Annotated in this window: 21 protein-coding genes; 10 read left to right on the top strand and 11 right to left on the bottom strand. The window is 41.9% G+C overall.

Going from position 1 to position 23761, the window contains the following annotated elements:
- Position 1: 1 nt before the first annotated feature.
- The 5 genes from K1X76_10705 to K1X76_10685 all read right to left on the bottom strand — a co-directional run bounded on the left by K1X76_10705 (position 2) and on the right by K1X76_10685 (position 4216).
- Positions 2-823, bottom strand: a complete 822-nt coding sequence (locus K1X76_10705; GenBank protein ID MBX7149537.1) for a transketolase — start codon at positions 821-823, stop codon at positions 2-4.
- A gap of 125 nt (positions 824-948) precedes the next feature.
- Positions 949-1821 carry a hypothetical protein gene (locus K1X76_10700; protein ID MBX7149536.1) on the bottom strand — a complete coding sequence of 291 codons (873 nt, stop codon included), beginning with the start codon at positions 1819-1821 and terminating at the stop codon, positions 949-951.
- A gap of 126 nt (positions 1822-1947) precedes the next feature.
- Positions 1948-2775 carry a TIGR02147 family protein gene (locus K1X76_10695; protein ID MBX7149535.1) on the bottom strand — a complete coding sequence of 276 codons (828 nt, stop codon included), beginning with the start codon at positions 2773-2775 and terminating at the stop codon, positions 1948-1950.
- Between the two features lie 3 nt (positions 2776-2778).
- Positions 2779-3810 carry a tetratricopeptide repeat protein gene (locus K1X76_10690; GenBank protein ID MBX7149534.1) on the bottom strand — a complete coding sequence of 344 codons (1032 nt, stop codon included), beginning with the start codon at positions 3808-3810 and terminating at the stop codon, positions 2779-2781.
- Positions 3811-3817: 7 nt separating this feature from the next.
- Complete coding sequence (locus tag K1X76_10685; protein MBX7149533.1) at positions 3818-4216, bottom strand: hypothetical protein; 399 nt, start codon at positions 4214-4216, stop codon at positions 3818-3820.
- Positions 4217-4321: 105 nt separating this feature from the next.
- On the opposite strand from K1X76_10685, the gene msrA reads away from it, so the two are divergent.
- On the top strand, positions 4322-4858 hold the full coding sequence (msrA, locus tag K1X76_10680) for a peptide-methionine (S)-S-oxide reductase MsrA (protein MBX7149532.1): 537 nt from the start codon (positions 4322-4324) through the stop codon (positions 4856-4858).
- Here msrA and K1X76_10675 read toward each other — a convergent pair.
- The gene (locus tag K1X76_10675) at positions 4795-6672 is read right to left on the bottom strand and encodes a beta (1-6) glucans synthase (GenBank protein ID MBX7149531.1); all 1878 of its coding nucleotides are present in this window, start codon (positions 6670-6672) and stop codon (positions 4795-4797) included. The two genes, msrA and K1X76_10675, sit on opposite strands and share 64 nt — an antisense overlap.
- A gap of 65 nt (positions 6673-6737) precedes the next feature.
- Here K1X76_10675 and sugE point away from each other — a divergent pair, with 65 nt between their 5' ends.
- Positions 6738-7061: a quaternary ammonium compound efflux SMR transporter SugE gene (gene sugE / locus K1X76_10670; protein ID MBX7149530.1), complete on the top strand. Its 324-nt coding sequence runs from the start codon at positions 6738-6740 to the stop codon at positions 7059-7061.
- Here the strand turns inward: sugE and K1X76_10665 are convergent.
- A complete protein-coding gene (locus tag K1X76_10665) occupies positions 7058-8467 on the bottom strand; it encodes a hypothetical protein (GenBank protein MBX7149529.1) in 1410 nt (469 codons plus the stop codon). The genes sugE and K1X76_10665 overlap by 4 nt on opposite strands.
- Before the next feature lie 11 nt (positions 8468-8478).
- Positions 8479-9843, bottom strand: a complete 1365-nt coding sequence (locus tag K1X76_10660) for a hypothetical protein (GenBank protein ID MBX7149528.1) — start codon at positions 9841-9843, stop codon at positions 8479-8481.
- 234 nt (positions 9844-10077) lie between these two features.
- Here K1X76_10660 and K1X76_10655 point away from each other — a divergent pair, with 234 nt between their 5' ends.
- From K1X76_10655 to K1X76_10635, 5 genes are all read left to right on the top strand, one after another.
- Positions 10078-10227 (top strand): hypothetical protein, encoded by a 150-nt coding sequence (locus K1X76_10655; protein MBX7149527.1) that lies wholly within the window; start codon positions 10078-10080, stop codon positions 10225-10227.
- Positions 10228-10301: 74 nt separating this feature from the next.
- Positions 10302-10748 (top strand): large conductance mechanosensitive channel protein MscL, encoded by a 447-nt coding sequence (gene mscL / locus K1X76_10650; protein MBX7149526.1) that lies wholly within the window; start codon positions 10302-10304, stop codon positions 10746-10748.
- A gap of 149 nt (positions 10749-10897) precedes the next feature.
- Positions 10898-11725, top strand: coding sequence for a TIGR02147 family protein (locus tag K1X76_10645; protein ID MBX7149525.1), 828 nt, complete (start codon positions 10898-10900; stop codon positions 11723-11725).
- On the top strand, positions 11725-12597 hold the full coding sequence (locus K1X76_10640) for an Ig-like domain-containing protein (protein MBX7149524.1): 873 nt from the start codon (positions 11725-11727) through the stop codon (positions 12595-12597). The genes K1X76_10645 and K1X76_10640 overlap by 1 nt, the downstream gene beginning before the upstream one ends.
- 79 nt (positions 12598-12676) lie before the next feature.
- Positions 12677-13723 carry an Ig-like domain-containing protein gene (locus tag K1X76_10635; GenBank protein MBX7149523.1) on the top strand — a complete coding sequence of 349 codons (1047 nt, stop codon included), beginning with the start codon at positions 12677-12679 and terminating at the stop codon, positions 13721-13723.
- A gap of 42 nt (positions 13724-13765) precedes the next feature.
- Here the strand turns inward: K1X76_10635 and K1X76_10630 are convergent, their stop codons facing one another.
- The 3 genes from K1X76_10630 to K1X76_10620 all read right to left on the bottom strand — a co-directional run bounded on the left by K1X76_10630 (position 13766) and on the right by K1X76_10620 (position 20893).
- A complete protein-coding gene (locus K1X76_10630; GenBank protein ID MBX7149522.1) occupies positions 13766-17410 on the bottom strand; it encodes a hypothetical protein in 3645 nt (1214 codons plus the stop codon).
- A gap of 120 nt (positions 17411-17530) precedes the next feature.
- Entirely contained in the window at positions 17531-20269 is a 2739-nt protein-coding gene (locus K1X76_10625; protein ID MBX7149521.1) for a GNAT family N-acetyltransferase, read from the bottom strand.
- Between the two features lie 66 nt (positions 20270-20335).
- Positions 20336-20893, bottom strand: coding sequence for a DTW domain-containing protein (locus K1X76_10620; GenBank protein ID MBX7149520.1), 558 nt, complete (start codon positions 20891-20893; stop codon positions 20336-20338).
- Between the two features lie 167 nt (positions 20894-21060).
- Here K1X76_10620 and K1X76_10615 point away from each other — a divergent pair, with 167 nt between their 5' ends.
- The 3 genes from K1X76_10615 to K1X76_10605 all read left to right on the top strand — a co-directional run.
- Positions 21061-21945, top strand: a complete 885-nt coding sequence (locus K1X76_10615; protein ID MBX7149519.1) for a TIGR02147 family protein — start codon at positions 21061-21063, stop codon at positions 21943-21945.
- A 74-nt stretch (positions 21946-22019) separates the two neighbouring features.
- Positions 22020-22910: a hypothetical protein gene (locus tag K1X76_10610; GenBank protein MBX7149518.1), complete on the top strand. Its 891-nt coding sequence runs from the start codon at positions 22020-22022 to the stop codon at positions 22908-22910.
- A 9-nt stretch (positions 22911-22919) separates the two neighbouring features.
- Positions 22920-23761: hypothetical protein (locus tag K1X76_10605; protein MBX7149517.1), on the top strand; the 842-nt coding region annotated here is incomplete at its 3' end.

The raw sequence follows: 23761 nt of genomic DNA, 5'->3' as shown, positions 1-23761 counted from the left end.
ATTACGCCCCCAATTCCTTCAAGGCTACCGCCAGTTCATCATCACTAGGCGCTACCCCATGGTACTGAGGTTTGTTTTCAAAAATACTTACACCTTTACCCATAATTGTTTTACCTAAAATCATGGTGGGCTTGCCTTTGGTGGCTTCCGCTTCATCGAGGGCATCACAAATTTGCTGCATATTGTGCCCGTCAATTTCAAGTACATGCCAATTAAATGCTTTAAACTTATCGGCTAAAGGATGAACATCCTTTACGTTTTTTACAAAACCATCAATCTGAATGCCGTTATAATCCAGCATGGCACAGCGATTATCTAAACCTTTATAACCTGCCGTCATGGCGCCTTCCCACATCATCCCTTCCTGGGCGCCTCCGTCTGATTCCATACTATAAACACGGTAATCTTTTTTATCGAGCTTGCCTGCTAAGGCCATCCCGTTTGCCACACTCATCCCCTGGCCAAGCGACCCGGTAGACATTTCAATACCATATTCTAACTTGTACTTGGGATGCCCCTGAAGCGGAGAGCCTAACCCACGCAAAGTCCACATTTCGGCTTCGGGAATAAATCCCTTTTCGATGAGACAGGCATACAAAGCCGGGCAAGCGTGTCCGGTAGACATCACAAAGCGGTCACGATTCGGGTTTTTAGGAGTTTTAGGATCCACCCTCATTTTATAAAAATAAAGCCCCACCATCATGTCGATGAGTGAAAGAGGGCCACCGGTGTGCCCACATTTGGCCTTATGCACCATTTTAAGGATATTAATCCTTAAGCGGCGGGCGGTATCGTTTAATTGGTCAATGGATGGCTTGGACATAGAATTTAAAGATAGTGTCCTAGCGTGTTCCTAAAAAAGAGGAAAGCAAAAAATGAAAAATAAATAAATTAATTCCGGAAACCAGTAAGCAAACACGAACAGTAAGGGGGCAACGCGAGACCCTGCTATTGAATAGCTCTTACATCCGAAAAGCTGTCGGGATTATCACAGTTATGTGGCAACCCATCAATCATCACAGTACCCTGTGGATCATCGCCCACCTTAGTATAAGCCAAATTACAGGTATGAGTGGTACTGCCATCCACATATTTACATTGGCCTGTAACACTTTTTCCATCGGCACTATAGGTAAGCGAGCATAAAAAGTTAATCCCCGCATTAATATAGTCCTGATACCTTATTTTAAAACTGCTACCGCTCATTTCGGTAATCACCTCGGTATGGTCATCATCCAAATCCAAAAAGGAAAAATTACCGGTATCATCAACTTCTAAACATAAATCATCGCGATCGGTGGCATCAGCCAAACCAAAATCATCCGTTGCTGGATTCCCGTCGGTGGTGCAAGTATCATTTGCTTCATCCACAACAAATACACCTTTAACATTTGCAGCGGCTCCACCTTGAAGAGTAGCTTGGCTATCACTACTTACCGATACTTCTCCTTCATATACGGCTACTTCAGCCCCGTTTTTGAGAACATGAAAAGTTAATTGATCACCATGAGCAAGATTAGCCAAAGTAAATTCCACGGTCTTGCCATTAGCATCGTAATATTGCTGTAAATCCAAAACCTCCACAGCACGGTCTTGGTTAATATCAATATTTAATGCCGACTGATCAAGTTCGCTCTCGCCACCAAATATTTCTACCGGCATTACAATGGCCGAACGTCCGGTTGTAGAATTAAGCTTGCCTATCTTGATACTGGGTACAGAACTGCCATCGGGATTTCCAACATTAATGGTACCCTTGCCCGAACAGGCGCTTAAAAATAGAACCAAAATCACTAAAAAACATTTAATATTATTCATCATAAAGTCTCCGTAACACACACTCTATTATCGGTTTTAAGACAAAAATGTTGTGCAAAATGAGCTTTTTTACACTTTTTTGGTATACGGTGTATACAGAGGCCATTTTAAAAAATGCAATAATTTCAATTATTTACTATTTTTAGTGAGGGGAAAGAACTGAATATTGAGTTGAACCACGCTCTCGGGCAACACGCTTCCATCTTCTTCTAACTCATGCTGAATTTCATCACGAAAGGCCACAATCTTCTTTTTAATCCGTTGAAATTGTTCACTGGTAACACCAATAGTCATCGACGACACATCCCGCGCAGAAGATGGTAATTGGAGCGATTCTAAAGCCAAATTCATCATCTCGCGATGATAGTGCAAAATCCAATCGGAATTTACTTCGGGAGAAGTGGTAAGATGCGATTCGATCTGTTTATACTTGTTTCCTTCTTTTTTTATATAACCTAAGCGCTCCAAAATTTTGAGCCCTTCCAGCACTTTTTCTTGAGATACCGAAGGATTTAATTTTTTTGAAATCCAACTGAGGTTAGGAACAAAATTTTTAAGACAAATAATTTCACGTAATACCGGAATATACCAGTTTACAAAAAACTTGGCCTCATCCGAATCTATTAGCCTACGTTTTTTCCCACGTAACTCTTCCAGCTTTTTAAGCTGTTCATCTTTACTGTGTGCATTTTCACTTTGATTATAACTCACTAACAGCTCAAAATATTTTTTCTCCTGGGCGCTTCCCTTGATGTGTTTTACAATTTTACGAACCGCCTCCTCCGAACAATTGCGTTTGCCAGTAACAACAAGATGTAAAAAATTAGACGGATTAAAGCCTAAATCACTAGCAAACTGACGATAAGAATATTTTACAGTGTTGCTTTTACAAGAACGATACCAGTCGCCCAAAAAGGAACGGTAATCGAGATAATTTAAAACAAGAGGAAGTTCCATGATTTATTGGATAAGATCGAGTGCCCAGGTTATCGTATTTTTCTTCTCGGGAGTTGAAGCTAGTTTTTTGGCCTTTAGTAAAACCTTAATTGCGTCCGGATTTTTGCCCATACGGCTATAGGTAAGTCCTAAGGCTAAATTTAAATTTAGTTCTTCATCAGAATTTTTGGTTTTTACTTTTTCCAACACTTCAAGCGCATCGGGATAACGGCCCAGCAGATAATAAACACGAGCAAGCGCCATATAATATCCACGATCAAGATTTTTTTGCTGATACACGGGCTCTAACATTTCCCTAATTTTATCAATAGGCAAAGACTTGCCGGTTTGACTCGCCTCAAAAGTAAGCATGGCAGCATACGGAACAGCCAATTGAGAATGTAGATTTTCAAGTTTAAGACCGGTCCCCATTAAAGTACGGGCCTCTTCAAAATTGCCTGCCACAGTTTTTACAAAACCAATGGCCAAATAGGGTTCAGCATATTTATCGGGGGCCTCACGCATCATTTGTTCGGCTATGGCCATACCCTCGGCAACAAGAGGCGAATCTTCAGCTTTTTTAATAATACCACCCCATACCGATTTCAGTCCCGAATTGATACGAAGCTTACACAAGGTATCGGGAGGATCATCTTTGAAACGCAGTGTCGTCCCTCGTTCAAGTTTATTATCGGTACTAATACATACGTCATCGTCAGTACCCGCTGGCCCTAATGCACTTAAAAAACTATAGTACCCTTTCACAATTAAAAACTGCATCCAGGCCATTTTAACTTCCATACTATCGTGTGAGGCCTGTAAAGTTTGTCTCAAAATATTTTCGTTGGTATCCGAATAAAGATTATTGGTATTAAAATCAAAATCGGTTTTTTTAAGAAAAGGATACAAAGACGGGTTAAAAGGAATACTCAAATTAAGTTCGGCCGTAAACGAAAGCTTATCGTCTAAAACTTGGGCATAAAGGGAAAAGGGCACCAATAACAAAAGAGCACCTACAATCCGTCGACTTTCTTTCCCTAAAATTGTACGCACCATATCCCTTCTAACGGTAGCGTTCCGGCCCTACCCATTCATCCCATGAGCTTTCATACCCTTCATAATGAATAAACAGACGCTTACCATCTACCTTAAGAACATAAGCTGGATACCACCGTCCCTTCCAGCTCACATTCAACTTATCGCCTTCTTTCCACAGTTTATTTGCAGCCGGTGTCACAACCTCATAGCGCATTCTATCAGCGCCCACCCATTCATCCCAGCTATCACCATAGCCGTTATAATGAATAAAACACCGCTCACCATCGGCCTTAATAACAGTTGCCGGATACCAGCCGCCCTTCCATTCCACTTTTACCTTATCACCAACTAAGCAAGTGGCATTTGCCTTATGTACAAAAAGAAAAATTGATAAAACCGCTATAATAATGCTAATTCTTTTCATGAAAACCTCGTTATGGATAGAAAACATCTTATTCAATCACTTCTTATCTCTTTTTTCTATTCCTTTCTTTTCATCACGTTATTTTTTCCTTATAAAGGATGGCCTATGGATACTCAAAAAAAAGCCGTATTTGCTGGAGGCTGCTTTTGGTGCATGGTAGCTCCTTTTGAAGCCAAACCTGGCGTTACGAAAGTGTTATCGGGATATATTGGAGGTAAAAAGCCAAATCCTACCTACGAAGAAGTGTCTATGGGTAACTCTGGACACATTGAGGCTGTAGAAATCACTTATGATCCAGCTAAAGTAAGTTATCAAGAATTAGTGGATATTTTTTGGAAACAAATTGACCCTACCGACGAATTTGGCCAATTTGCCGACAAAGGCTCACAGTACATTACAGCTATTTTTTACAATGATGAGAACGAAAAAAAAATTGCCGAAGCATCAAAAGAAGTTTTGGCCAAATCAGGTAAATTTAATAAACCCATTAAAACCAAAATTATAGCCGCTACACCTTTTTACCCGGCAGAAGATTATCACCAGGATTATCACAAAAAAAATCCAATGCGCTACCAGTTTTACCGTTCAGGCTCGGGTAGAGAAGAGTTTTTACATGAAACCTGGGGCGATAAAGCCAAGTAAAGTGCACACACGACAAACGCAAGTGCTGCAAAGTCAAAATTATAAAGGACCATTCCCATACCCGAAAAAAGAACACCTATATAAAAATACAGAGGTCTTTTAAACACGAGAGATAACACCGCAAAAGATAGCGCGATACGTTCAAAAAAACGAAAGTGGATTAGCAGCCCTGTGTTTTGACGCAAAGTACACCACCACGGAATAGTATCAGCCCGGCAAATATCATTTAAAGCGGCTGGTTCCATTAAGCGGTAGCGCACTAAAGAAGCCGCCGTCACCGCAATAACAAAAATACAAAGCGCCTTTACCCAACGCCTACGCAGCGGCAAAGAGAGACCAGGATATAAAAGACATATCGCTACCACTATTGAAAAAATTACCCATAAATTAGATTGCCAGTTAAAAATAGTTTCGTTTATCAAAATAAAAAAATTCACAAACACCAGCAATATGCCAAATAAAGTATTAAATTTTTTATGTTCACTATTATTTTGAGGAATAAACACTGTTGCCAAAGCCAGAGGAACTAACCCCGCCCACGGGAACATGCGATAGCGCGCATCAAAAAGCATGGTAAGACTTACGTGGAGAACCAGCGCAATAAAAAGCATGCGAAAAGATAAAAAATTTTTGTTTTCTATATTAAGTGCAACCAAAAAACCTAATAACAAAAAGATAGCTCCAAAAACCCACTCGCTTACGTATCGGCTAGCATAAAAAAATTCGTATGCCTGATAAACAAGAACAAAAGACGTCACAGACAAAATAATAAAAGTTTTCCAATTGAGTAATACAGACGAAAAAAAACGCGCTCCTGCAAGCATCAACAAAAACAATCCCACCGAACACAATAACAAAATTTGATAAGGATAATTAGAGACAAAAGAATTAAAAATAGGCTTGGGTTTGCGATCTTGAAAAAACAACCCCCAGTTTCCTCCTACAGCTCCTTCGCTATTGCGCTTCCATTTTTGATCAAAGGCTTCAATCAAATTATAATCCCAACCCTTTTCATGAGCTAATGCCACCACACCGCGTACAAATTTGGCCTGATTTACAAGGCTGGGGAAGGCTTCTTCACGCATACGGCCAAAGCTGGGCCAACCCGTTTCGCCAATCATAATTTTTTTATCAGGAAAAGCGGCTTGTAACTGATTATAAATTTTTTCAACATGGGGGATGGCATTATCAATCCCTACAGGTTCGTCTTCCCAGTACGGGAGAATATGAATGGTTACAAAATCTACCACAGGTGCCACCTTTGGATATTTAAGCCAAAATTCCCAAACATCGGCATACGTCACGGGCATTTTTGGCAAAGATTTTTTCACGTATCGGATATAATCAACCAGTTCTTCATCGCTCACTTCTTTGCGAAGCAAAGTTTCATTGCCTACAATCACCGCCTTCACTACATCCTGATTATCTTTGGCCATTAACACCATCTGGCGAATTTCTTTCCAGGTATCTTTGGGAGAACCATTCACCCAGGCTCCCAACATCAACTTAAGACCAGTGGCACGAGCAATTTCGGGAATAAACGAAAGTCCGGTAACAGAATAAAGACGCACACAATCAAAATGTTCTGCCAATACTTTAAGGTCGGCCTCTACGCGTTCCCGAGGAATTTTAAGCTGATTATAAGCCATCTGCCAGGGGGCTTCATCTTCAATAAAGGGCGTATAAGAAGCACATTGCCATTTACTGGTTCCCAGTTCACCCACGGGTTGATCACGCCCCATATAACGCCATACACCCCATAACAGGAGGCACCCCAGAATAAAAAATAAAAGTTGTTTTAACAGGTCTTTCATGATGAATACTTTTGTTTAACGGAGAATAATTTTAAAAGCAATTCATCTCAACAGGTAAGGTTTTTATGAAATACTGGATTTGCCTCATAACAGCAGGCTTACTAGAAGCCGTGTGGGTGGTGGGAATGAAATATACCCAAGGCTTTACGAGGCTTATTCCCAGTGTTGTAACTTTGGGAATTATGGGTATTAGCTTTTATCTACTCTCTTATTCTATGAAAGCAATACCACTGGGCAATGCTTATGCCATTTGGACATCTATTGGCATTGTTGCAGGCGCTATAGCCGGAATGTTTTTATTTGGTGAAGATAAAAGTGTTTTAAAACTGATATGTATTGGCCTTATTTTAACCGGCATTATAGGATTAAAACTAAGTTCTAAAAATTAAGGAGCCTCACAACGGGCTTCATATTTTTTTACCTCTGTAATTTCCTGAAAACGGTCTCCATCAACACCTACAAGAGTATCCATTTCCAATAAACGATCCATATCAACTGTTAAAACCGTTGTTAAGGCGCTCGAGGTATATTCCATCAACGCATTGCCGTTGGTAATGTAATAATGCATAGGCTTTTCAATTCCAAAAAAAGGAAAATAGCTTAAATACCATGCCACTGGGTCACCATTATCGGAAATCAATTGCGGATAATCTTCCGAAAAATCATAAACGGCACCCGTATAAGATCCCTCGCGCTGCCAGCTGGCATCCCCTACTTTTTTATAAAGTCCCTTGTTGGTACCTACAATAATTTCGTTGTCATCATTCACCTTAACCTGATAAATCTTGTTCCACGATGAAGAATTAATCGACTTAAAAGAACCAAACGAACCGCTAGACTGAAAAAGTCCTCCTTCTGTACGATACACAATTTTATTTTCGCCGCTTGCTACCTGAGTCACAATTTCACCGTTAATCGACGGAAGCAGTGTTAAGGTATCGGCATCATCATCGTATACAAAAGCGCCACCATCTACACCCACCACCACTTTATGTGTATTTTCGGGTAAAACATACAACGAGGTGATTGCTAAATCTAAACCATTGCGACGAATAGGAATAACTCTCGACCAGGAGTCGGCATTATTATTGGAACGGTACACACGGCCAAAACTTGCCGCATATAAAATTTTGGGACTTTTAGGATGAAAGGCAGCAGCCGTAAATTCGTTACCCGTGGGGCTAATATCGTTAAACCCCTTGGTATAAGATCCTTTATAAACACGTCCTTCCGATAAAATAAGTAATCCACCACGTTCAGACTGAGTAACATTGTCGATGGGACCCTCATCAAAGGAATATGATTGAGTCTCGTGTTCATAATACGATTTTTTAACACCTACATAAATTTCCTTCTCTTCATCGTGTTCGCCATTTTTAACGGTTAGTTTATAGGTATGGCTGCTACCAGGCGAAATTGCTTTACTGCCGTTTTCTTCCACTGCACTGCCATCTAAATAAATTTTTGCAGCATCTTCCGTTTCCCAAGATAATGAAACTGATTCACCGGGCTTGATGCACGTGACATCGGCCTTAAAAAAATTAATTTTAGGAGTAAGAATAGGATCAACAACCACATCAGGTGTTGGATCCGGATCGGGAATAGGATCGGGATCTGGTGCAGGATCTGGATCGGGATTTGTATCAGGATCAGTTTCTGTATTATCATCCGTATTATCAGACTCATCAGGAGTTTGAGTGCCGTCATCGGTAACAACAGGACTTTTATGGCCCGAATCGCAACCCCACAAAACCAGTACAATTCCAAAACTAAAATATAAAAATATTTTTTTCATACTATTTACCTTTAGCGGTTAAAATTAAATACATGGCTACCGCCATACTGCAAACCTAACGATAAAGTGTGCTGATTGCCGCTGGAAAGCGAACTCACTTCATGAGAACCATCTACAAGCTGTGCCGCATAACCCGCATAAATACCAAATCCTGGAGCTTTGGGAATATGAGCTACAGCCGCTAGCTCAAAACCATGTGTAACCGCAAAGTCAGAATATAAAGGCTTGTCCCCCGGCGTCCTTACAGCTTTATCTTTAACACCATAATACGTGTAACCTGCAGTAACCGTAGCCAGGTCGTGCACTTGATATGAAGCAGTTACATCAGCACCGGTGCCGGTAGTGATAACACTTCCCAATTCATCGCTCTTAATTTCTTGTCGGTTAAAAGAAAAACCGGCACCTAAAGTAAGAGGCCCCAAAGTTTGTCCAAAAGTAAAACCAAGCCCGCCCTTATCCCCCACATGTTCTCCATTAGAATTTAGCCTATCAGGGCCTGTATCAGGCGTAATATCCATTCCAAACAAATTGATACTGGTGCTGGCTTTGGTTAAATGATATTTCCCCGCCTCATATCCCCACGTATAACCCACTTGCGGATTGATAGCCCACGAACGACTGCCAGCAAAACCACCATCGGGCCCAGATGTTAAAGCAACGCGCAAACCGGCAACCTGAGGCGGTTCGTAAGCAAAACCCAGTTGATAACCATATTTGATTAGCCACAAAGTGGCCCAGTTGGGGCCATCAAAAAAACTGTTTCGAGATGTATACAACGTAGTGCCATCCGAAAAAACGGTGGAATTAAAATTGTAGGGATAAACGTTATCGTCTTGCGCTAACACACCACCAAAAAAGCTAAGGCCAATGGGATTATATTTTACGGCAAGGCTTAATTTAGGAATACCAATGTTGTCTTTATAAACATTAAAACGACTTCTGGCATATTTAAGACGATCATAAGGACCACCCAAAATAGTGCCTTCATCACCACGAAAGCTGTCAATCCCCATCATCAACTTAAACGAAGCCGTCACATCTACTTTACCACCCGCTAAATTGTTAGCATTTAATGTGGTATAAAAGGTTCCTGCTCCCGAAAACGGCGCATTAAAAGGCTCGTCAGACCAGTGACCCGCAATATAACCTTCTACAAAACCACCCACCGTTAACGATATATCGGGAGACGTGTCTTCTTCTGCTGGAGGCGGCGGCAGAGCAGGCACTGCTTCTTCTTCATCTAAATGCTGTTCCACAGGCATGTCGGGAAGCTGTGGCAAGTTCAATTGAATGGATGGAGCCCGACGATCGGCAAGTTTAAAACTAAAATCGGGTATTGTTGTTCCAGGTCTTAAAAAAGATACAGGGGGTGACATATAATATCCTCATTAAATAGCACACACATTCCCCCTGCAGGCTGGTTACGCAACATTAATGCCAAGCTGTTTTTTTAAAAAAATGTTTTTTTTCGGTAACTTATAAAATTGAAACAACATGAAAATGCGCTTTAAATGCTCTATCGATAGGCAGGTGCATCTATTTTAGGCACACATTCCATTAGTTTTTGTTAACTGGAACACTTTTAAAATTACTGTACGTTAGAAAACATCATGAAACCAAAAACATTAGCCATCGGTCTTTTTCTTGCTGTGATGTACATCGTACCACTTTCCTCACTTACGTATAAGTACTACGCAAAACAGGCTAAAGTGGAGCAGCACCATCTCCATAAAGAGATGAAGAAAAAAGAAGCCGTATAAGCAAAACAAAAAACTTTCTTCCCTCCCCCAAAACTCATATAACCTTCCTTGGATCTTAACCAAGGAGGGTTATTATGGGTCTCGCTAAAGAATTTAAGGAATTTGCAGTAAAAGGAAATGTAATGGACATGGCCGTGGGCGTCATTGTAGGCGGCGCTTTTGGAAAAATTATCACCTCGCTTGTAGGCGATGTGATTATGCCCCCCATCGGCAAACTATTGGGAAATCTCAATTTTAAGGATTTATTTTTAAGTTTAGACCCCACCAAAACTGAGGGTATTACTTCTCTTGCCAAAGCCCAAGAAACGGGCGCTGCTGTTATTGCCTACGGTTCATTTATCAACACCGTACTCGATTTTACTATTGTAGCCTTTTGCATTTTTATGATGGTAAAAACTATCAACCGTTTAAAACGCGAAAAACCGGTAGAAATTGTCCCTACTACTAAAGAATGCCCACAATGCTTAAGTATCATCCCTATTAAAGCCACAAAATGTGCCCATTGCACTTCTACAGTTTAAAAAATGTGTACTAAAATTGTTATTTAATAGAACTAAAAAATAAAAAATATATATAAATTATATATTTACATGTTTTAGTGTGTACTATAGTATACTAAAAAAATCAAAATAGCTTGCCCTGCATAGTTACTTTCCCCTATAGTAACCCCATGCACAAGCCTCCTTCCATCTCGGTTTTTAGCTACACCAACTACCGGGAATTTTTAAAAGACTGGTATCAGGCCACTAAAAGCAGCCGGGCCTCCATGTCGTTTAGAACTTTTTCGGAAAGAGGAGGATTTAAATCAACAAATATCCTGAAGTTTGTCATGGAAGGCAAACGCAACTTAACCGAAGATAGTATTGTTAAATTTGCAACAGCTCTCAAACTAAATAAACAGGAAAGCGATTTTTTTAGAAACTTGGTTTATATGAACCAGGCCGAAAGCCATGATGCCCGTGATAATCATTATAAAAAAATGCTGCAGTCTAAAAAATATGGAAACTTAAAACCAATCGAAAAAAACCAGTACGAATTTTACTCGGCCTGGTATCACCCGGTTGTTCGCGAGTTAGTTTGCCAGGACGAATACAAGGGAAACATAGCATGGCTCCTTTCTCGCATTCATCCCTCTATTACCGAAACTCAAGCGCTTAAATCGATAGAAGTTTTAGAAAATCTGGGTTTTATCCGTAAAAAAGATGGGAAATATGAACAACATGAAACTTTAATCACTACCGGGCCTGAGTCGGCGTCTATCGCTCTTCATAATTATCATCAAAACATGTTGACGCTAGCCAAAGAGCTCTTACCTCTTGTTCCAGCAGCTAAAAGAGATGTGAGTGCACTCACTCTGGGCGTAGCCTCACACAAAATACCCGAGCTTAAAAAGAAAATTCGGGAATTTCGTGAAGACATTTTAAAATTTGTATCGCAAGACAACAAAGCGGACGAAATTGTAGCCTTAACACTGCAACTTTTTCCATTAACAAAATAATGAAACACTTTTTTTACATTTTATTTTTATTGTTTATTTTAAATGCCTGCGGCAGCGCTGGTGGTGTGGAAGCCGGCAATCCACCCGACTTGCCCACAACGCGCAATGTTATTGGAACGCTTACCGGGCCTGGTGCATCCATCACGGCCACATCACGTACCATTGGCGATGATTGTGGGGCCGATACTTTAATTGCCACCAATTCACTAGCCGAAACAATAACAGCAAGCGTTGGAAGCGATTGCTCTTTCTCTATCACATTAGATATTGGCAAGGCATATGCGTTAGCTTTATTAAAAGATGATACTTTTATAGCCAGCTTCATTTTTAACAACACTCTCTCCACCATTAGTTCCATCACATTAATTATCGCAGACGGAACTGACGACATCGATTTAGGCAATATTACTATTAATGGTAACCGCGCCAGCTGCGAGCTAGAAATTGAGCAGGAAGATAATGATTGTGATTTGGATGGTTACCCCGATGGCTTCGATGATGACGAAAGTTGTGATGATAACAATGATGAAGGCGATGGCGGCAGCGATGACGAAACCGATGCTAGCATTTTGGAAGTATCTCCACGCAACGGAGAAAATGAGGTTTCAATTGATGAAGAAATTGAAGTACGCTTTGCTTGCACCTTAGACGAAGCCACAGTCAACAACACTACATTCTCTATTACAGACGATTTAGACAATACGATTAGCTGCACATTTGATATTGAAGACGACCAAGTTAGCTGTGAGCACGCCACCAATTTTGATTTAAACACTGTTTATACAGTAACTCTCAGTGGTATTACCTGTAACGACGCAACAGAAATTCCTGAAACGAGTTGGAGTTTTACTACAGAAACAGAAAACGATTAATTTTTTTCCTGTGCTGTTTGGCCGGCAAACAACACAGGGCATTAAACCTGCAGAATAATCTGCAACAAAGGAGAACCTTATGAAACCCACATCATTATTAACCAAGGCAGGTCTTATTGCCGGCCTTATTTTTACCGTAGCCTGCGGCAGCGCAGGCTCGGGATCATCAAGCGATGGAACACGTAGTTTAACAGGAAGCGTAGACGGAGGTGCGGGTAGCGTTTCTACACGTAGCGCCGGCGGCGCTCCCGATTGCGTGGCCGATACTGTTATTGCTACCTCCTCATCTAGCGACACCATTACAGCTGATGTTGCAACAGACTGCTCATTTAGCATGAGCTTAAACCTAGACACTGCTTACATTTTAAGCTTTGCCAAAGACGATGCCTTTGTGGCCACTCTCATTTTTGATTCGGGTGCTGTAGGCTTAAGCACTTCTACCATCAACGTAACTATTGGCAGCAGCGCTATCGACTTAGGGCTCATCACCTTTAGCGGTACAGTAGCTACCCCAACCAATAATCCCTTGCACGATTGTGATTCAGATGATGATGGAACCGATGATTATGATGATAACGATGATGACGGTGACGGACATCACGATTTAGATGAAGATGATTGCGACTACGACGGCTATTCGGATGATTACGATGATGATTCTTCATGCTCATCCGAAACACATGATGGCGACTACTTTCGCCGTGTAAAACCGCATAGCGGCGATGGTGATGTGGATTTGGATCAAACCATTAAAGCCTATCCTACCTGCGAAGTAGATGAAAGCAGCATTACTTCTGAAACCTTTACGGTGGAAGATGGTGACGGGAATCCCGTTAGTTGCACTTACACGGTTTCCAGCGATGACGACATGAGTATCCGTTGCGAACATGACACCCCTTTAACAGCTAACACCGATTACACAGTACATATTGAAGGTGTCACATGCGTAGGAGGAGATCCAATTGAAGGTGTAACCTTTACTTTTACCACTCAAGATGGTGAAAGCGATGGATCAAGTGGCGAAGACGAATTAGATGATAATTCGGGCCACGGCGGCGATGACAATTCGGATGACGATTCCGACGACCATGGTGACGATTCTAGCGATGACGATAGTGATGACTAAGATGTAAACTCTGAAAAATCCCCCTCCTCGTGAGGGGGATTTTTATTTTTGCTCAAAAAGAGAATTTAAGCTTTTGTCTTGTTTTAAATTTGCAAATGTTTCAGCTACAACATCAGCATCACTAATTAAACCCAATTGTCTTAAGCGATTGACAACATCAAGTACCAAATCAATGGTTTGCTGCGGAATAACATAACCATTTGGCAAAGAACCATCTCCAACAGCCATTTCAAGCTCATAAACAGCTTTTATTAAACCTCTTTCACACACCTTCTTTAGCGCTTCTACATAACGCTCATACTCTGCTGCATTCCCAGAAAGAGCATCAACTATTCTTCTTGAAGTCTGTGCCAACAAACGCACACCCAAAAGTTCTTCCACATCCTCTAATGGATGTCCCGAAGCATCACTCTTTTCTGCCATCAACAAACGTTGGTCTAACGTCGCCATCTGCTCATCAAGTCCTTCTGTAATTTTTCCTTCAAGAACAAGGGTAATAACCCGTAAATCTTGCAAAGCCACCCACACTTGATAATGCACATGATCATCCAATACACCCTGGGGAACTATGTAGGAAAACGGATCCAATTCTTGAGGGGCTACGACATCAAGCGTAACGCCCAAAAAAGACGAACCAACAACATCGTCATTACCCAAACCTTGGTCTATTTGATCGTCTACTAAAGTTTTAATATCAGCTTGTGTTGGAAACAATAAGGGAGGCTTACCTTGTAGGTCGCGGCCCACATTAATAATAGCCAATGTATTATCTAAATACTGTCCCCACACACCCGCTATCCAACGTAATTCATCTATTGTTAAAGAATCACGAGTTTGAAGAAAAGTACGAATAGAATCATTTAATGCATCATCTTCTTGTTTGGCCGGTACAGCAGCCTCTATATTTTTACCTTGTAACACATCCCTCACACCAATGAGGCCTGCCATTAAATCTTCAACTTCTTCAATACCCACAACATCTTCATTCGCATAGCCTGCACCTTGTGCATCAGCAGCATCCTGCAATACGGTTACTGCAAATTCCAAAACGGCAATCACACGCTCACGCTCATCATCGCCAACAACATCTTGTAAAAACTGGAACCGAGGCGAACTTGAATTATTTCTGGCACGGTCAATAATGAGTTCTAATAATTTGATTGCTACCAAATCCGACTCATTCAACTCCTCAGTTTTTACAGGTGCATCCAAAACCTGATCAGAGGCCCTATCGCGCAACACTCCAGCATTAAAATAATTAATTGTGGCCACAGCCAGCTCGCGTGCTGCTTCTACAGAATTATCACCACGGATAAAAGCCTGCCAGGCCTTTACCAAGGCTACCTGATGCGCCGGAATACGTACGGCCGCACCGCCTCCGGTAATGGTATCACCAGCATAAGGGTCGGTTTCTTGAAGCGCTGCTGCCAATTGAGCAGGAGTTAACGGCACACCTACTTCGTCATTGGGAATGGGAGACAAAGGCATAAAAACATGCAACCACAAAATATGAAAAGCTTCTCGTGGTGAAATTTCGCCAGAAGGATTGGTTGTAGGATAAAGCCTAACCACTGTTCTATACATTCTACTTAAATCAGATCCGGGAGAAATGGGATTTATAACTCGTTCTGTATCGGCATCACGCAATTCGGCAGCTGCCTGCAAATGAAATTCTACCTGAGATAAAATATCTGCTGTATTTGCATGACCAGTCTTTAACTCCTGCCCAATCATATAGGCCATTAAAATATGTACGGTATATCTTTCACGAGACGTAACGGGGTTTAATCTTGAAAAAGTTAAATTATCTTGTGGAAGTTGACCTTCTAAAACCCCAACAGACTCCATAATATCAATGAGCGCATTATAATCACCGCTATCCCATGCCGCTTCAAACAAAGTTTTTAGCTGAACAACAAACTCGCTTGTATCAAAAGTAAATCTGGCACCTTCTAAAAAGCAACTCACAATCTCTGCCAGTTCGTGTACGGCAGCAGAAACTGCAGTTTGTTTACCTTCAGTCACATCCGACATGAGTAAAACAAAAGCATCATGTGCAGCCTCTAAATCTTCTTGAGTTTGATATAGATGATAGGCTCTCGATATCCAAGATCCTTGCGATATAACGCTCACTCTTTCGGCAATTTCGCCAGCTATTAACACTTGGTCATTCTCTAAATAAAATTCTACCAATTCTTCAGCCAACACCTGGAGCGATACCGGTAAATCGACAATATCTACATTTAGATCGTTTCTTATAGAATCAAGCGCTGTAAAAACTTGGCTGGCTGTAGCAATAAAAATATCTTCTCTTTGCTTATCACTTAATGAGCGCTCTGGCTCTGTACCCGAAATAACGCGTGCAAACAGTTGTGTTGTTACCTCAATAGCTCTTTCCAAATCGGGAGGCGAAAGTGGACCTGTAACTGTCCATACAGTAGTATCACCAGGGGGCAAATGCTCTGCCTGAAGGGTTAACACATCTAATTCTTCACTCAGTACATCACTCAAACTATCTCCCCTTAAACGCATACCAGCTACTTTTAAAGCTCTTAAGGCAATTTCCAAACGGTATAAAGCTTCCTCTTCTAAAGAAACATCATAGGCGCCCTCATTGTCCCCCACAACAGCAGCATCGTCTACTGGATCATCATTATCCGCCGACATCATTGGCACAACTGGAGGTTCTTCACTCTCTTCTTTTGGTTTACTAACAGGCTTAGGTATTACTCTAATGGGTTGTGGAGGCTCACTCGGGTTATCCAGAGGCTTCATAATTTGAGGGCCATTTTCATCCTCTTCTTCCACAGGTAAAGGGGGCGGGTTAAACGGATTGTCCATTACCGGCAGCTCATATAAACGCTCAAGTACATCCCCCACATTTTCACCCTCATCTGTAGTGATTGTTTCAAATTCAGGGTGTAGTTTTTCTATCCATGTCCAAGCCAATACCCATACTTCGTCAGGCACTTCTCTAGCTTGAAGCGCCGGTATTCTTCTATTAAAACCAGCATAGGCTGCATCCAGCCCTTGTTCTTGAAAGGTGATGTGCGAATTGGTAACCAAACTCATTAAATGACGAAAATCATCTTCTGTTAAAACATCACCATCTTCCGTGGTAAAACCAATAAATACTTCTCTAAATTTGTAACTGTTGATCCCTACATCTTGCAAGTCAGCCATTGTTCTACCTTCGTTTTCCATGGCCGACCAATCTGGTTTAGGGGGTGCAAAAAATAAGGGGGCAGGGCCACCGGCAAGTAAACCGAGCCCAACTAAAACCCCGGGAGCTGATTTTGTAACAATAAAGCGTGCTGCAGCCGGAAGTGAAGGCATGAGCCTAAAACCATCACCAGGTCTCATTTTTAAAAGAGATTCCAGATTAAATGAGCCTTTAAAACCTTCTCGCATCCAATACTGGGCTGCAGGCCCTACAAACCCTAATAAACTTAAAGGCCCCATATCGGCTTGTAACACAACAGGCTCAGTAACAGCCTTGTCGGCAGACACTTCTTCAAGAGAAGAATCAATACATTCATTAGGAGGCGCAATATAAATATCTACATCGGTTGATTGAGTAACAGGAGGCTCTTCACTTGTCGAAGATTCTGGATAAGAGAATTCATTCTCATAAATAAAATCATCCGTTGGAGATTCAGGATAAATTGGTAAATCGGGAGAACCCATATTTTTTGTGAAACAAGTAAATTTTTGCCGGCATGCCCTGCCCGCAAAATGCCCAGTTTAACAATTATCGGTAGTTAGCAGATTTTGTTGCGTGAAAAATACAGAAAACAACCACCCTTATTAACGGGCTTCTCTCAATAATTCCGCGGCTCTTTCTCGTTCTTCCCGGGTGGCTTCTTCCTCAGCGCGGGCTCTTTCGGCTGTGATGCGGGTTTCTTCTTCCACAATACGTTCTTTGCGTAATTGCCAAGACAACGCCACCAAGGCCGATAGAGTCTCGGTACCTACCGTCAGTTTTAAACTTTCTAAATTATTGGACCGATCACTCAAAACAGCATCAAAAACAGTTAAAATAATACCCGCTTCTCTTTCGCCCATATTGCTGGTTCTTAAACTAAAACGCACCGAAGCCGATACCGTATCTATCAGTTGATACGTTTCTTTATCTCCGCTAACGGCTAACGCGCGCCGGGTGGCCATATAACGTTCGTAATCATTATCGTAATTTTGAGGATCTATTTTTATTTCTTCCCATAATTCATTCAAAGAACGAGGGAGCGAATTTTTAGTGCCTTCAGAACGAGAAGGCGCATCTTGCTCACGAGACGCTATGGGTGTTTCTTGAGAAGACGTTGCAGCACGAGAACCGCCACCTCCACCGGGGGACGGATCTTTGGGACCTTCAGGCTCATCATTAATTAACCGATAGATATTATCGCGCGTTTCAAGTGGGTTACCGGCCACATACAACGTTCTTATTTTTTCTAAAATCTTATCACGGTTTTTATCGGCACATATCCAATCCAACACACGTGCCTGATCTAAAAGATCAGCCAGCATCAGCTCGCGCCTTACAGCCTCCCACATTTCATAGTCGTCACGCATAACACCCGTAGAATCGGGATGATTCAGATAATAATCAATTAAATCCATATGAGCCGTATAACTACGTACGGCATCCATGTAAGCAGGAAAACTTTGCGGACGCGGATAAATACGCATGGCTTGATCAAAATAAACAAGATGTCTTTCTAATACGGGTGGTAATGCTAACCCTTTTTCCCTCAGTGCAATAATGGCATCTTCTTCAAACGAAAAAGCTCTCACTTCGTTATGTTCTATACCACTTAAGCCATAGGCAATTACTCTCAACTCTTCAACAGCCCTGTACCATTTATTAAAATCGTCTTCATTCTCAACAAAACGAAGACCTCCTCGTAAAATTGCACCCGCCATCCCAAAAACTTCCGCCGATTGATAAGTACCGTAATAGACAGAACCCTTTACTCCAGGAGCGGGTCTTAGGCCCCAATCACCACATAAAACATCATAAGCCTCGGTGGTGTCGGCCTGTCCACGCAGATTAACATACAGCATTTGCATTTCTTCAAAGGAAGTAACCCACTGGGGCAATGATTTTTTAAAAATCCCATCCAACCAATTTCCAAAAACTCCGTTACGTTCATTTTTTTCATTCACTTGGCTGGGGTTATCAACTTGCCACAACTTAAGAATAGCGGACAAAACTTTTAATTTATCATCAGACGAGCGAGAGCTCATAATAGCAGGCATAAGAAAATAAATAGATATTCCAAAACGCCCTTCATATTCAGGGGTTTCTGGCCAGGCACTGAGCACGCGACGCTCATCTGGCGGCATGGCGTAATAAGCGTCCCTCAACTCTTGAGGGCTCATCCGCATAACGTCGTCCACAAAATTTAAGGCTCTTCTTGCTTTTTCTTCTTCCGACAAATTGGGATCTACAAATAAATTATCCCATACCGTCACCTCTTTACGAAATAAAGGTCTATCATTTCCCTCAACCGGAGCCACAACATCCATTTCTACTTGTTGAGGGGTTTGCACTCTTATCAACACATCTAAATCTTGAATAGTAACAGCAGAAATTTTATAAAAATAGGAAGGCGCATCTTCTTCTAATTGATGAACTAAAGTTCTTCTTGTATCTCGCCGTAATGTAACCTCATCAAAAACTTCTTCGGTTAGAAGCCTAAACAACGAAGAGCTACTGTATAGTTTTTGTAAATAAGGATTATAAACTATTGAATGAACAAAAACTACGGAGGTCTCCATATGATATGCAGCCCTTAAGGCTGCTGTCATCAAAGTTTTTTCCATTAAATCACCAATTCCCTGATATCTATATTCAGGGAGAACAAAACCAAATTTGAGCGTTACCACTAATCCATCGGCTGTGTTTTCTGTTTCAAAATCATATTCGGCAACAACTTTTCCGTCTCTCTCAACAAAAAAATCTAAACTCACAGAGTTCCCACTGGCGTGCAAAATATTTTCGGCAATTAATGTAGAAATTTCGGCTTCATTACCCTGCCTAATAACCAAATCATCTTCTTCAATTTCTTTATTGCGTAATTCATCTTCAGCCAAATCAAATTCATATTGAGCTAGAGCTGTTAAACGTTCTCTGGGAAGAGGCCTAGAAACGCGCGCAGATGCCTCCCGTGTATCGGCATCAAAAAGATTACGAATAAAATTTAAAGCATCGGTATAAGACAACTCTAACAAACCATAAGGTTCCTCAACTAGAGACGGAATTTGAGACCGAACCACAAAATACTCAAGCCCCCTAAATTGGGAACCGCTAACAAGAGAGGGATATAGAGCCGTTAACTGTTGTAAGGCTTGGGCGGCTTGGTACGCACGATTGGCCAAATCATCCGGAATCAATCCGTCACGCGCCGCCAGAGCTAACTCGTGCGCCAGTTCGGTAAAATTAATACCCAAATCATCGCTAATTTGAGGTTCCACTTGCTCGGCACTTATAAAACCCTGCGCCAACGCCCGTGCTTGTTCAATTGTAAGTGTAGGATTGCCCATATTCCCTAAACTATTTTCTGCCCAGAAAATAGCGGGGACTTATCGGATGGAATGTAAAAAAGTTGCTTACTTCTCTAGCCCTTGCAACACTCTAATACGCCGCATGAGTTCTTTAAAAAAAGCATCCATCTGCACACGTACTTCTGAGCCTTCCAAAACTCCCAAAGCACGGCTAATGGCTTCAAAGGTACACATCCCCCCTTCCCGCTGGTTACGGCGCAAATGATAAAGCGACGGCGCATCCATGGGCACCACCACACGTCGCATTTCTTTAAGCACAGGAGTTTTTTTAACTATCTTGAGCGCCTGCGACCACGTCCCATCCGGCACAAAAAGCCGCACCGGTTTGGTAAAAGTTTTACATAGATCTTGCGTTAACACCGGAGCACTATCGTGCGGAAATAGCAGCAAATTTTCAAATTCATCCGTCACTAAATCATCAACCTGTAGAGGAATTTGATTGATATGCCCACGATAACGGATGATGGCATCCGGCACCACCTTGGGAATAAAAAATCCCGTGTTCGACATGTTGCGAAACTCCCCATACTGCATCACCACCACCACACTGGTATTCACTTTAAGCTTAGGTAAAAGCGCGCACATGCATACTTCTAGCGCCATTCTGCAGCCCATGCAGCGTATCACTTTACTATGTTTGGGGGCTCGTCTTGTCATAACAAATAAAAAACTTATATTTTATATATACTTACAAAGTTAAATGTATTCAACTGAATACCTTTTTTATCTTATAAGCTTGCGCTTTAAGTGTATTGGATTACAGTAGAACCATGCCAAAGTCAGCATCACCAGTAAACTTATTTGACTACAAAGACTACCGCAAATTTTTGCACGATTGGTTTATTGCTGCTAAATCTGCCCGTGGGTCTTTTTCGTACCGGGCGTTTTCGATGCGCGCCGGATTTTCTTCCCCCAATTTTTTAAAACTGGTGATGGAAGGCCAACGCAACCTTACCGAAGAAAGCTTGCCCAAGTTTATGCAGGGCTTAAAGCTTAACAAGCAAGAGCAGGATTTTTTTACTAATTTGGTGTTTTTTACGCAGGCCGATACGCACGAGAAAAAAGATTTTTATTACAAAAAACTGCTGCAGTCTAAAAAATATTCCGAGCTCAAACCGCTGGAAAAAGAGCAGTACAACTATTACGCCACCTGGTACAACCCCGTTATTCGAGAATTAATTGTTTCCAAAGATTTTGACGGCACACCCGAATGGCTGGCCTCCAAAATATTCCCGGCTATCACCCCGCAACAGGCCGCAAAATCTATTGAGGTGCTCGAAAAACTGGGCTTTATTGAAAAAACCGCCAGCGGCCGCTACAAACAGGCTTCTCCTTTAGTGACTACAGGACCCGAATCGCTCTCACTTGTCCTCTTGAATTATCATAAAAACCTGCTAGAGCTCTCCCAAACCATCATGCCAATCACTCCCAGCGACACACGGGATGTATCGTCGCTTACCTTAGGAATTGCTAAAGGCCGGATGGCGCAACTTAAGAAAAAGATTCAGGAATTTCGGCAGGAGGTTTTAAAACTGGTATCTAACGATACCGAACCCGAAGAGGTGGTACTCCTTAATATGCAGCTTCTCCCCGTTACTATGGAAGGAGCCAAGCAACCTTTTTTAGCCCCTGCCGATAAGGCAGGAACCAAATAGGTTCCGTCATCGCGGGCTTGACCCGCGATCTAGTTTTAGATCGCGCATCAAGTGCGCGATGACAAATACACATCATGAAAAAATATTTTCTCATCTTATTATTACTAACCTCGTTCATTTCCTGCGCCGGCACTTCGGGTGGTTCTTTTGGCGGCTCCGAAGCAGGCAACCCTCCTCCGGCTATTACCGGCACCGTACCCAGTAGCGGCGTACCTGCAGCCCTTACAAAATCAATCACCAAAACAACCAATGGTTGTATTGCCGATAAAATTATTGCTACCAATTCGGCAGGAGAAGAAACCATTGGTGATATCGACAACACCTGTAATTACAATTTTACCGTACCCGGCAACAAAGCGTACAAATTAGCGCTGTATGATGGTTCTACCCTGGTTGCTGCATTTGAATTTAATGGTGGCTATGCCACAGGGCTTGCCTACTTTTTAATTGCCGATGACATTAGCGTGATGGCCATGGGCAATATTACCGTTAATAGCGGCATTGCTACACCACAAAACGAACCCACTGCGCTGGACGACTTTGACGACGACAGCATTGTTGATTTTGATGATGCTGACGATAACGAAAATAATATTAATGACATTGACGAACCCGATTGCGATCAGGATGGATTCCCAGACAGCTACGATTTGGATACCGATATTTGCATTGATGATGACGGCGATAGTATTATCAATTCATTTGATAACTGCCCAACTGTTGCCAATAGAGATCAATCCAATAATGATAAAGACCTAGATGGCAACGCCTGCGATGCCGATGATGACAACGACGGCATTTTAGATGATGGCGACGGCTCGGGCACTATTGGCGATTCGGCCTGCTATTACGGTTTCACTTTTTCGGCAGCCCCTGTACCCTGCGACGATAATTGTCAATTTACAGCTAACTCTTCCCAAATGGATTCCGATCAGGATGGCATTGGTGATGCGTGTGATTTATAGGAGAACAATATGGGAACACCTAAAGCTCAACCCGTTCAACAAACATCTACTGATCTTCCACCATCTCCAGCACACGCCGATGAAACAACGCTTGATGACTTATACGATCAATTCCCCCCACAGAGCAGTGATTTAACTCTCAATCTTTTTGACATGAATACTTACGGAGTTTTTACTGCACCCGATGTAAAAGAAAGAATGGATGGCATCCGTTACGCCGTGGATTTTGACGCCAACGGCAATGGTGTTCCTGATGCCGATGCTGTAACTATGCAGGAAGTGTTTTTGCGACGCCCACAACGGGTAGTACGTGATTATGTAGACAGCCATTTTCAGCGCTATATCCCTTCCCAGTTACAAGGACGTGTTATGCCGAGTGGCCTTGCCATGATGGCCCGCTATCCTATTTTACAACAGCATTTTCAAAATTTTCCCCGCTGCTCAACAGCTAACTGGGACTGGTTTGCAAATAAAGGCATTGCCCATATTCGCTTTAAACACCCTACTCTGGGCATCATCGACCTTTTTACCACCCATACACAGTCGGCTTATGACTCTACCGACCAATATAGCCAGCAACGCATTGAACAATTACGCGTAATACAAACCTTTATCAAAGCCCATTCCAGCCCCAATCATCTCACTATTTTGACAGGTGACATGAATATGGTACGTGATTCTGCTGAATATGCGCAGGCCCAACGACTTCTTCCCGGCTTTGTAGATGTTATTGATGAAAAATATGATCATAATCCGCCCTATTCTTATCGCCGCAGTAACCGTTACGTATGTCCGGATGGGAATAATGAAGGATGTCCTAATCGAGAAGAAGCACTGGATTATATTTTTGT

This window comes from bacterium (assembly GCA_019695305.1).
GTDB lineage: Bacteria > UBA10199 > UBA10199 > UBA10199 > JAIBAG01 > JAIBAG01.
The sequence above is the reverse complement of the archived record's forward strand: the minus strand, read 5'-3'. Positions and strand labels throughout refer to the sequence as shown.